Consider the following 10,448-nt stretch of genomic DNA (forward strand, 5'->3'; position numbering starts at 1 on the left):
CGCACGGTCCGGGTCCGCGTAGCCCACATGGTCCGCACGGTCCGCATGGCCCGCGCGGCACCGATGACACCGGCGGCACCGACGGCCCGGGCGGGCAGGCACGGCGATGACCCTGCTCTATCTGGTCGGCGCGATCTTCCTGCTGGCCGGCAACGCGTTCTTCGTCGGCGCCGAGTTCGCCGTCATCTCGGTCCGTCGCGACCAGGTGGAACCGTCCGCGGCCGAAGGCGACCAGCAGGCCCGAAGCGTCCTGACCGCGATCGGGAACCTGTCGCTGATGCTCGCCGCCTCCCAGCTCGGCATCACGATCTGCTCGCTCGGGCTCGGCGCGGTGGCCGAGCCCACGATCGCCCACCTGATCGAGGGGGGTCTGGACCGGCTCGGCGTCCCCAGCGGCTTCCACCACCCGATCGGGTTCGCGCTCGCGCTCCTGATCGTCGCCTGCCTGCACATCGTGCTCGGCGAGATGGTGCCGAAGAACATCGCGCTGGCCGGCCCCGAGCAGGCAGCCCGCTGGCTCGCGCCGCCGCTGCTCCGGTTCGCCGGCCTGACCCGCCCACTGATCGTCTTTCTCAACGCCGTCGCCAACCGATGTGTCCGGCTCGTCCGCGTCCATCCGGTGGACGAGCTGAGCACCGCCTACACCCCGGACCAGCTCGCGGCGATGATCGCGGAATCCCGGCGGCAGGGCCTGCTGGAGGACACCGAGCACGAGCTGCTGACCGGCGCGCTGGAGCTGTCCGAGCGGGCCGCCGGCACCATCATGATCCCGGTCTCGGAGATCGTGACCGTCCCGTGGTCGGTGACCGCGTCCGAGCTGGAGAAGCTGGTCGCCGAGACCGGCTTCTCCCGCTTCCCGGTGCGCGCCGCCGGCGGTGGCGCCCCGGCCGGGCCGGGCCCGGTAGTCGTCGGTTTCGTGCACGCCAAGGACGTCATCGGTATCCATGGCGACGCCCGCGACGAGCCGCTGCCGCCACGCAGGCTGCGGCCGATGGCCGAGGTCCGCGCCGACCTGCCGCTGGACGAGGTCCTGCGCCTGATGCAGCGCAGCGGCTGCCATCTCGGCCGGGTACCCGGGCCGAACGGCACGACCCGCGGCGTCATCGCCCTCGAGGACGTGGTCGAGGAGTTCGTGGGCGAGATCGAGGACGCCAGCCACCGGCAGGGTGTAGGTGAGAACCTCCGTCAGGACAGCGGTTTCCACCTACAGACGCGGAAGCCGTAGGTGGAAACCGCTGTCCTGGTGACGGCTTCCACCTACGGACGGGGAGGCTTCGGGTAGCGGGACGCGGCCTACGCCTTGTCGTTCCTGGGCGCGGCCGACTGGACGACCTCGAACGACCACAGCGTGGCCGCGGCCGCGGCCGGCGCACCGGCCCCGGGGTGACCAGCAGGTCCGCCGTGACCGGCCGGCGCGCCAGCCCCTGGGTGGCCACCGCCGGGGTGGCCGCCGGGGTGGCCGGCCGATGCCGGGGCACCCGCGGCGTCCGCCGCCGCCTGCGCGTGCCCGGCCTGGAAGGCGTTGGACGCCTGCCACTTCTGGAAGTCCTCCTCGCTGCGCCAGCGCGTGTAGACGAGGTAGGTGTCGGTGCCCTCCACCGGCCGCAGCAGCTCGAACCACTCGAAACCGTCCGCGGCCTCCACGATGCCGGCCCGGCCGGCGAACCGCTGCTCCAGCGTGGCCCGCAGCTCGGCCGGGACGGTCAGTGCATTGATCTTCACGACGCTCATGGGGCCACGTTAGTTCGTGGCGCCGGTCATGCGACAGCGCAACGACCCGCTCGGACCGGCGCATGTGCGCATCGCCCCGCGTTACATCACCATCTGATCACAATCTAGACACGCAGCGCACCCTGCATGCATCCATCGTAGTCAATGTGCAACCATTAGTTTCTATTTGATTCCTGAGAGTAAGAAACGGGGATGTTCAGGTGATTGATCAACGGCATCGAGCCCATGAAGTCACTGATGCCGTGACACGATCCACGCCGTGGCGGCCGGCGGCCGGCACGGGCAGTGGCGCCAACGTCAACAGCGATACCGACGGCAACCGCGGCACCAGCGACGACCACGGCACCGACAGCGGCGGCGGCACGGACAGCAACCGCGGTGCCGACAGCGGCGGCACGGACGCGGGCCCCGCACCGGATGCCGGGCTGTTCGGGCCGGCCAGTGTGACCTGGCGGGTGCACGGCGATCCGAGCATGATCGTCGCCGGTATCCGCGCGCTGCTCCTGCAGGGCGTGCACCCGCTGGCCATGGCCGGCGTCGCCCAGCACTCCGCCTACCGGGCCGACCCGTGGGGACGCCTGCTGCGTACCGCCACCTACGTCGAAACGATCACCTATGGGACGACCGCGCAGGCGCGGCAGGCCGCCGAACGGGTACGTCGCGTGCACACGCGTGTCCGTGGCACCGAGCCCACCAGTGGCCGGCCCTACCGGGCTGGCGATCCCGAACTGCTGCTGTGGGTGCATGTGAGCGAGGCCGAGTCCTTCCTCTCGACGGCCCGCCGATGCGGCCTGCGCCTCACCGACAGCCAGGCCGACGCCTACTTCGCCGAGCAGGTGCGGGCCGCCGAGCTGATCGGTATCCCGGCGGAGGACGTTCCGGACAGCCAGGCCGCGGTTGCCCACTATTTCACGCGGATGCGTCCTCACCTGCGGGTGACGCCGCAGTCCCGCGAAATGATCTCGTTCATCCTGCGGCCGCCCATGCCCCGGTGGGTGTCGCGGACCACGCCCGCGCGCCCGGCGTGGTCCGCCCTGAGCGCGATCGCCGCCGGGATGCTGCCGGGCTGGGCCCGCCGCCTCTACGGCCTGCCCGACACACCGCTGCTGGACACCGCCGCCTGCCTGGGCGCACGGGCGACACGTACCGCGCTGCTCGCGCTGCCCCGTCGGCTACGGCAGGTTCCCGAGCCGCGGGACGCCGTGATACGCCCTGCCAGGACGCGTCCTGCCAGGCCCGCGCCCGAAGCCCGGATGATCCCCCGGGACGCCCCACGGCGCCTTCTGATGACACTGCCACGCCAGCGGGCGCAGGAGAGCCAGCCGCCGCCCCAGGGCCGCCGCCGGCCCGCCCACCTGACGGTGGCGCCAGGCCGGTGACACAGGCTGGTGACACTGGCCCGACAGCGCAGCCGGGACGATATAGCAGGGGCAAAAAGTGTGTAATAAGGACAAAATGCAATAACGCCGTAGGGGGCTGTCACGGGCAGCCTGATGTGGCCTACCCTTGCCGATCGTGGCTCAACTTCCCCGGGTAGCGGTGTTCGGCGCGGGCCCGGCCGCCGGGACGGCGCTGCGCGCGCTCGTCGACTCCGGGCTGGACGCGCACCTGTTCGTGACACACGATCGCGCGGCGCGCGACGCGGGCGGCGGCCCGGCGGCGGCACCCCCCTCGTCCACCGGGGAGCCCGCCGGGGCCGGCAAGGAGCCCCCCGCAGGCAGCGGGGAGTTCCCGGACGAGCGGGGCTTCGCCGGGCGGTTCACCAGGCTCGACAGCGATGGCTACGGGATCCGCCCGGTGGACGGCGACCGTCGGCCGTTCGACGTCCGCGTCGGTGGCCAGCCGGCGACCCGCTGGGACGCCGTGGTGCTCCTCGGGGGAATCACCGCGCCTGGCGCCGGGCAGGCCGCCGAGTACCGGCCGGCCGGCCCGTCCGCCGTCCCGTCGCCGTTGTTCGGCGGCGTTTTCGACCCGGACACGGAAGGGGTGTACGGATGCGCTGTCCTGACGCACCGGTCAGGTGAGGCGAATCCCGCCCGTGGGCGTCTCTCCCGGCTGGTAGCCCCCGAGGCGATCAGCGTCACCGACAGCGTCACCGACAGTGTCCGGCTCGCCGAGGCGCAGGCCCGCTGGCTGGGCGAATACCTGCGTGGCCGCTATCTGCTGCCGCCACGGTCGGTGATGCTGGCCGCTACCGGCGCCGCCGGGGCGTCGCGGTCACCGGTCGGCGGCCCGCGCGGCCGGTGGTCACGGCCGCGCCACCGCGGCGGCGTCGACGCCTACCTGCGCTGGCTGGCCGCCGAGGTGCGCCGGGGACGCGCCCGGGCCGCCGCCGCCCGGTATCCGCTGCCCGTCCCCTCTCTGCTCACGGCGCGCTGATCCCAGGGGCCCGCGGGCCCGGAAACCCGGCGGCGGAGCGGCGGCCCACCCGGCCGCGTCCCCGCGCGGCCATCCGTGGGGCGGCGCGAGGCGCGGACGGGACGGCGGGGCACTTCCCGGTCGCGTCGCCGGGGCGGTCGCCGGGGCGGGGCGGTCGCCGGGGGCGCGTGGCGGGGCGCGTCAGGCGAGGGTGGCCAGCCGCTGTGCCGCCGCCCGCAGGGTGTCCAGCCGTTTCGGGAAGGCGAAACGCACGATGTGACGCCCGTACGCGGGATCGTTGAAGAACGACGACCCGGGGACCGACGCCACCCCGGCCGTCTCCAGCAGCCGGCGGGCGAAGGCCACGTCGTCCCCGTCGGGGTCGAACGATCGCGTATCGCACATGACGTAGTACGCGCCGTCCGGCGGCCGGAAGCGGAAGCCGGCCGTGGCGAGCGCGTCGCACAGCAGGTCACGGCGCTCGAGGTAGTCGGCGACGAGGCCGTCGTAGTAGCTCGGCGGCAGTGCCATGGCGGCGGCCCCGCCCGCCTGCAACGGCGCGGCGGCCCCGACGGTCAGGAAGTCGTGGACCTTGCGGATGGCGGCGGTGTAGGCCGGTGGGGCGATGGTCCAGCCGACCCGCCAGCCCGTCACCGCGTAGGTCTTCGACAGGGCGTTGATCGTGACCGTGCGGTCGGCGAGCCCCGGGACGGTGGCGGGCGGGATGTGCCCGCCCGGGCCGAGATACTGGATGTGCTCATAGATCTCGTCGGTGAGGACGAGCGCGTCGTGCCGCTGGCAGAGCTCGGCGATCAGCTCCAGCTCGGCGCGGGTGAACACCTTGCCGGTCGGGTTGTGCGGCGTGTTGATGACGACGGCCCGCACCCGGTCGGAGAAGGCGGCGCGCAGCTGCGCCTCGTCGATGCTCCAGTCGGGCCCGTGCAGCGGGACGAACCTCGGCCGCGCGCCGGAGAGGATCGTGTCCGGGCCGTAGTTCTCGTAGAAGGGCTCGAAGAGCAGCACCTCCTCGCCGGGGTCGACCAGCGCGAGCATGGTCGCGATCATCGCTTCGGTGGAGCCGCAGGTCACGCAGATCTCGGTCTCCGGGTCCACCGTCCACCCCGGGTAGGTACGGGCGACCTTGGCAGCGATGGCGTGCCGGAAGGCCTTCGCGCCCCAGGTGATGGCGTACTGGTTGTCGTCCGCGTCGATGGCGGCCTTCGCCGCCTCCTTCAGCTCGGCCGGGCAGGGGAAGTCCGGGAAGCCCTGGGCGAGGTTGATGCCGTCGTGTGCCAGGCAGAGCCGGGTCATCTCCCGGATCACCGACTCGGTGAACGTCCCGGCCTTCGCCGACACCCGCGACGGGCTGCCCGCGGGCCGGGCCCGGCCGCCACCGGGCAGCCGGGCGTCCGGCAGCACGGCCGGAGACACGGCCGCGACCGTGGACACGGTGTTCGGCTGGCCGGCACTCACTCGCTCTGTCACGAAGCCATCATGGCCCAGCTCCCGCCGGCCTACCGGACAACGAGCAGGTCCCGGACGCTCCTCGACCGAAACCGCCGGCGGGGCCACGACCGGTAACAGCGGCGGAGAGCCGGAGGCAGCGGCCATTCGCATGATTCCTACAACGGCCCATGAGCAAGGACGGGACTCGGTACTGTTGTGACAGTACCGAGTCCCGTCCTTCGGGCACTTCGGCGGGGCTGCCCGAACAGAGGTGTGGCGGACGACGGCGTTCAGGTGTTTCCGCAGGTCGCAGCCTTACCCGGGCAAATGCCAGCCAGATTCCCCGGCACTCCCCGGCCGGGCCGCGCAGGGACGGGCTGGCGCGAGAGCGGATGGGCAGGCGCGAGGGGACGGGGCGTGCCCGAGGGCGGCAGGCGTCTCCGGCCCAGGGTACGGGCTGACCCCAGAGGAGTACGGGGCTCAGCCGGACGGCTCGGTGCCGGCGTCGGCGACGGCGTCGGCGACGGCGACGGCGTCCCAGGGGGCCCGGTCGGGGGCTGCGGCGCGGCCCTCGGGGCAGTGCCGCCGGTAGTCGCACCAGGAACACAGCCGGCCCGGCTGTGGCGGGAACGCCGTGTCCGGCTCGGCGCCATCACGCAGCGCCTCGGCCGCCCGCTCGGCGTCGTCGGCCAGCGCCTCGGCCCGCTGCAGCTGGCGGTGCAGCGACGCCTCGTCATGCTCGGCGCTGGCCACGGTGCCGGTGGGCAGATGGTGCAGCTCCACCCGCCAGCAGGGGCGGCGCAGAGTGCGGGAGACCGCCAGCGCGTACAGCGCCAGCGCCTGGGAGACCCGGGCGTCGTCGTCGGTGGGCGCGCGGCGTCCCGTCTTGTAGTCGACGACGACGAGCTCGCCGTCCCGGTCGTCGAGCCGGTCGACCCGCCCGGACAGGGCCAGCCGTTCGGTGCGCGCGGCGACCTGGCGTTCCACCGCCCTGGGCTCGCGGGCCGGGTCGAGGGTGGCCACGTAACGTCCGGCCATCTGCGCGGCCCGTTCCCGCCAGGCCGTGGACTGCTCGGCGTCCCGCCAGCCGTCCGTGACCCACAGCAGCCGGACGAGGTGGGCGGCGCGGGTCGGCGTGCGGCGGGCCAGCGGTTCGTCCCACCAGGCCCGCAGGGCGTTGTGCACGCTGGAGCCGAGGGAGTTGTGCGCCCATGGCGGCCCCTTCACCGGCGCCGGCCGGTCGAGATAGGCCATCCGGTAGCGGCGGGGGCATTCCGCGAACGCGGACAGTTTCGACGGGGTGCACACGAACAGCCGCCGCGGCATGCCGTCCAGCTGCAACTGGGCCACGAGACGATCCTCTCATCCGTCCTGCCGCCGCCCTGGTGACACCCTCATGCCGTCCCGCCGCCGTCCCGGTGACGCGCCCATGCCGTCCTGCCGCCGTCCTGCCCGGCATTCGGGTGACGCCCGGAGCCATCGGCGTGACGTCCCGCCCGCTTCTGGGTCATGTGCGGTCACGGTGCGAGCCGGACGGACCGCTGGACGGTGGCAATCCCGGCTGGCATGCTGGTAGCCATGCCTGGTGGATCTCCTCTTTGCGCGCGCCGCGCGAGCAGATCGCCGGATCATTTTTACCAGGGACCGGGCACGGTCCCTGCACTGCCGCGTATCTGACGCGACACGCCGAGACTCAAGGCCCGGACTTTCCCCGGGCCTGTCCGGCTCCGGGATGGCCGGGTCCCGGATGAAAAGAGCCCAGATGACAAGCCACGCGCTTCCCGCCGCCACGCCGGCACCGACGGTCTCCTCGATCGCGGACGGCCGGCGGGCCATAGACGAGATCGACACACAGCTCCGCGCGCTCGTCGGCGCCCGTCTGGAGATATCCCGGCAGATTCAGGCGCTGCGTTCCGCGGACGGCGGCCCGCGCATCCAGCACGAGCGAGAAAACGCGATCATCACAGCCTGGTCGCGGGAGCTCGGGCCCCGCGGGGTCGAAATCGCCCTGTCCATTCTCACTCTGTGCCGAGGATCCCTCGCATAAGCCTTCGTCCCGCGAACGCCCCGGCCCGCGGACGCCAGCCGAGTTCCCGCCCCGAGGCACGCTCCCGGCTCCCCGGCGACGTCTTTCCCTCGGTAACGCCGTCCCTCCGCGACGCCGTCCCCAGTGACGCCGTCACCGGTGATGCCGTCCCCGGTGATGCCTTCCCGGTCGGGTCTGCTGGTTCACGGGCTCTGGAGCCGCCGGTCGGTGGAGCTGCCGCGTTCGGGCCGCCGCTCCCACGGCCCGGGGCCGCGGCGATGCCCGGCGGTGGCGTCCTCACCTGTTCCCGCATCCGTCCCCGCGGAAGTCCCCACGGGGGTTCCCGCGGAAGTCCCCACGGGGGTCCCCAGGGACTCGGCCAGCAGCGCCCGCAGCTCCGCCCGCAGCTCGGAGCGCAGGTAGTCACGGGTGGCCAGCTCCCCGACCCGGATACGGATCGCCGCTATCTCGCGGGCGAGGTACTCGGTGTCGTCGAGCTGGCGTCCGGTCCGTTCCCGGTCCTGTGCGAGGTTGGCCCGGTCCCGGTCGTCCTGCCGGTTCTGCGCCAGCAGGATCAACGGCGCGGCATACGCCGCCTGCAGGGACAGCGCCAGCGTCAGAAAGATGAACGGGTAGTTGTCGAACCGCAGGTCACGGGGCACGATGATGTTGTAGCCGATCCACAGCACCACCACGATGCTCTGCACCACCAGAAAGCGCGCGGTCCCGATGAACCGGGCGATCCGCTCGGCGGCCCGGCCGAAGGCGTCCGGTTCGTAGGGACGGCGGACCAGCGCCGACCGGCGGGACGGACGGGGCTGATCGAGTCTGCCCGTATGGCGGCGGAGCCTCATCAGGTCCCCGCCGCACCCGAGCCACCCGCACCCGAGCCACCCAGGCTCGTGACGTTCCGGCTCGTAGCGTCCCGGCTCGTGGCGTCCGGCCCCGTGGTGTCCGGGTCGAGGTCGTGCTCCCGCCAGCCGGGCGGCAGCAGGTGGTCCAGCACGTCGTCGACAGTAACCACCCCCACCAGCCGGGCGCCGTCGTCCAGCACCGGGACGGCGACCAGGTTGTACGACGCGAGGTGCCGGGTCACCTCCTGGAGCGACGCCTCCGGCCGCAGCGGGGTGATGCCGACGTCGACGACACCGCTGACGAGCGCCCCGGGCGGTTCCCGCAGCAGCCGCTGGAAGTGGACGAGGCCGAGGTAGCGCCCGGTGGGCGTCTCGAACGGGGGGCGCACCACGTACACCTGCGCGGCCAGCGCCGGGGAGAGCTCCGGCGCCCGGATCCGCGCGATCGCCTCGGCCACAGTCGCGTTCGGGCCGAGGATCACCGGTTCGCTGGTCATCATGCCCCCGGCGGTCCGGTCCGGGTAGACGAGCAGACGCCGGACCGGCGCGGCCTCCCACGGCTCCATCAGCCGCAGCAGCCGCTCGGCATCCCCGGCGGGCAGGTCCCCCAGCAGGTCGGCGGCGTCGTCGGGGCCCATCGCCTCCAGGACGTCGGCGGCCCGCTCGTCGGCGAGCCCGCCGAGCAGCTCGACCTGCTCGTCCTCGGACAGTTCCTCCAGGACGTCGGCGAGCCGCTCGTCGTCGAGGGCCGCGGTCACCTCGACACGGCGTTTGTCGGAGAGGTCCCGCAGCAGCGCGGCGAGGTCCGCCGGCCGCAGCTTCTCGAACACCTCGAGCATGTTGGCCGCGCCCTGGTCCTCCTCCGGCAGGGAGAAGCCGGTGACCTCGGCCCAGGAGACCGTGCGGATCTCGCCGCGGCGCCGCCGGCCGATGCGTACCGCGACGTGGTCGAGGACCCAGTCCCCGCCGCGGACCTGTTCGATCGCGGCGTCGACCACGGTGGCCGGGGCGCCGGTGGCGACCAGCGTCACCTGCCGGTCCAGCAGCTCGCCGAGCACCAGGGTCTCACCGGGACGCTGGGCGAACCGGCGCCAGCTCAGCCGGGCCGAGGAGAGCACCACGGCGCCCGACTCCACCCCCGTCACCCGCCCGATCGGGACGAAGATCGGATGACGCTGCACCTCGACCGCGAGCCCGAGGACGCGGGGCGGCTGGCTACCCGGCCGCAGCATCACCACCACGTCCCGCAGCCGTCCGACCACGTCCCCGTTGGGATCGAGGACGAGCAGCCCCGCCAGCCGGCGACAGAACATCCGCCCCGACACCGCCGTCACCGCCGACCACCCGTCATGACACCCGCCCCACCGAACACCTGGCGCGACGCCCGCCACAGCCAAATACCCGCCGTCACGGCCGACCACCGCAACGGTTGATGGTTCGGCCTCACGGCGCGAGGCTACCCCCACCTTCACGGCTCCCGATCCAGGCGATGTTGTCAGTGAACGGAGCCATGACGTGGAAACCGTCGCCGTGACGAGGCCAGGAACCACGTAGTCGCTCCGTCCGCGCACTCATCTGTCCCGGTCGGGGGGCTGGGTTGAGGGTGTGGGAGCGCCTGCGGCTCACACGGAAGCCGGTTGACGCGTGTCCAGGTGAGTACGCTAAGCGAGATGGACGGATCACAGGGCACCCCGAACAGGCCCCGAGTGCGCTGCCAGCGGGTACTCGCACTCCGGGACGAGACGACAGGGCCGGTGGCGCGTCGCCCATGGCCGAGGTCCGAAGATGCGACAGCCACGATCTGCAGTACTTTTTGGTACTCGAGTTCAAGATACGTCCCGACGAGACGAAGACGGCACGGGAGGCGGAGCAGGCATGAGCGAGTCCGAGCTACCGCGTGTTCTCCGTGACGTCGAGGAGATCGACGCGGATCCCGACACCGAGCGCATGATCTATGAAGCGCTTGCGGACCTTGCGGCCGGCCGGTCGGTGATCTGTGAGAGTGACGCCGCATTCGACGCGCTTCTTGACTC

General features: G+C 72.6%; 9 protein-coding genes. 4 read left to right on the forward strand and 5 right to left on the reverse strand.

The genetic code is table 11. The features are described 5' to 3' along the window. The first annotated feature begins 106 nt into the window (after nucleotides 1-106). The gene (locus tag AC5LUJ_RS16035) at nucleotides 107-1,225 is read left to right on the forward strand and encodes a hemolysin family protein (protein WP_493465214.1); all 1,119 of its coding nucleotides are present in this window, start codon (nucleotides 107-109) and stop codon (nucleotides 1,223-1,225) included. Between the two features lie 68 nt (nucleotides 1,226-1,293). On the opposite strand, the gene AC5LUJ_RS16040 is transcribed toward AC5LUJ_RS16035, so the two are convergent. Continuing rightward, a complete protein-coding gene (locus tag AC5LUJ_RS16040; protein WP_493465215.1) occupies nucleotides 1,294-1,731 on the reverse strand; it encodes an antibiotic biosynthesis monooxygenase family protein in 438 nt (145 codons plus the stop codon). A gap of 242 nt (nucleotides 1,732-1,973) precedes the next feature. On the opposite strand from AC5LUJ_RS16040, the gene AC5LUJ_RS16045 reads away from it, so the two are divergent. After that, complete coding sequence (locus AC5LUJ_RS16045; protein WP_250286312.1) at nucleotides 1,974-3,110, forward strand: oxygenase MpaB family protein; 1,137 nt, start codon at nucleotides 1,974-1,976, stop codon at nucleotides 3,108-3,110. 136 nt (nucleotides 3,111-3,246) lie between these two features. Further along, the gene (locus AC5LUJ_RS16050; protein ID WP_493465219.1) at nucleotides 3,247-4,110 is read left to right on the forward strand and encodes a hypothetical protein; all 864 of its coding nucleotides are present in this window, start codon (nucleotides 3,247-3,249) and stop codon (nucleotides 4,108-4,110) included. A 180-nt stretch (nucleotides 4,111-4,290) separates the two neighbouring features. On the opposite strand, the gene AC5LUJ_RS16055 is transcribed toward AC5LUJ_RS16050, so the two are convergent. Together AC5LUJ_RS16055 and AC5LUJ_RS16060 are read right to left on the reverse strand one after the other, a co-directional pair. Further along, complete coding sequence (locus AC5LUJ_RS16055; protein WP_250285831.1) at nucleotides 4,291-5,490, reverse strand: pyridoxal phosphate-dependent aminotransferase; 1,200 nt, start codon at nucleotides 5,488-5,490, stop codon at nucleotides 4,291-4,293. A gap of 525 nt (nucleotides 5,491-6,015) precedes the next feature. Further along, nucleotides 6,016-6,861 carry a RecB family exonuclease gene (locus AC5LUJ_RS16060; RefSeq protein ID WP_445548751.1) on the reverse strand — a complete coding sequence of 282 codons (846 nt, stop codon included), beginning with the start codon at nucleotides 6,859-6,861 and terminating at the stop codon, nucleotides 6,016-6,018. Between the two features lie 436 nt (nucleotides 6,862-7,297). On the opposite strand from AC5LUJ_RS16060, the gene AC5LUJ_RS16065 reads away from it, so the two are divergent. Further along, a complete protein-coding gene (locus AC5LUJ_RS16065; protein WP_250285823.1) occupies nucleotides 7,298-7,582 on the forward strand; it encodes a chorismate mutase in 285 nt (94 codons plus the stop codon). 182 nt (nucleotides 7,583-7,764) lie between these two features. Here AC5LUJ_RS16065 and AC5LUJ_RS16070 read toward each other — a convergent pair whose 3' ends face one another. After that, nucleotides 7,765-8,415 (reverse strand): DUF1003 domain-containing protein, encoded by a 651-nt coding sequence (locus AC5LUJ_RS16070; RefSeq protein WP_250285824.1) that lies wholly within the window; start codon nucleotides 8,413-8,415, stop codon nucleotides 7,765-7,767. Next, the gene (locus tag AC5LUJ_RS16075) at nucleotides 8,415-9,728 is read right to left on the reverse strand and encodes a magnesium transporter MgtE N-terminal domain-containing protein (RefSeq protein ID WP_250285832.1); all 1,314 of its coding nucleotides are present in this window, start codon (nucleotides 9,726-9,728) and stop codon (nucleotides 8,415-8,417) included. Before AC5LUJ_RS16075 ends, AC5LUJ_RS16070 begins: the two co-directional genes overlap by 1 nt. Nucleotides 9,729-10,448: the final 720 nt, after the last annotated feature.

The organism is Protofrankia sp. CiP1_Cm_nod3, assembly GCF_982290655.1.

What these genes read in the sequence shown, in the direction of transcription:
- AC5LUJ_RS16060 (WP_445548751.1), bottom strand. Translation starts at nt 6,861, where the DNA reads ATGCCGCGGCGGCTGTTCGTGTGCACCCCGTCGAAACTGTCCGCGTTC.
- AC5LUJ_RS16065 (WP_250285823.1), top strand. Translation starts at nt 7,298, where the DNA reads ATGACAAGCCACGCGCTTCCCGCCGCCACGCCGGCACCGACGGTCTCC.
- AC5LUJ_RS16040 (WP_493465215.1), bottom strand. Translation starts at nt 1,731, where the DNA reads ATGAGCGTCGTGAAGATCAATGCACTGACCGTCCCGGCCGAGCTGCGG.
- AC5LUJ_RS16075 (WP_250285832.1), bottom strand. Translation starts at nt 9,728, where the DNA reads ATGTTCTGTCGCCGGCTGGCGGGGCTGCTCGTCCTCGATCCCAACGGG.
- AC5LUJ_RS16070 (WP_250285824.1), bottom strand. Translation starts at nt 8,415, where the DNA reads ATGAGGCTCCGCCGCCATACGGGCAGACTCGATCAGCCCCGTCCGTCC.
- AC5LUJ_RS16035 (WP_493465214.1), top strand. Translation starts at nt 107, where the DNA reads ATGACCCTGCTCTATCTGGTCGGCGCGATCTTCCTGCTGGCCGGCAAC.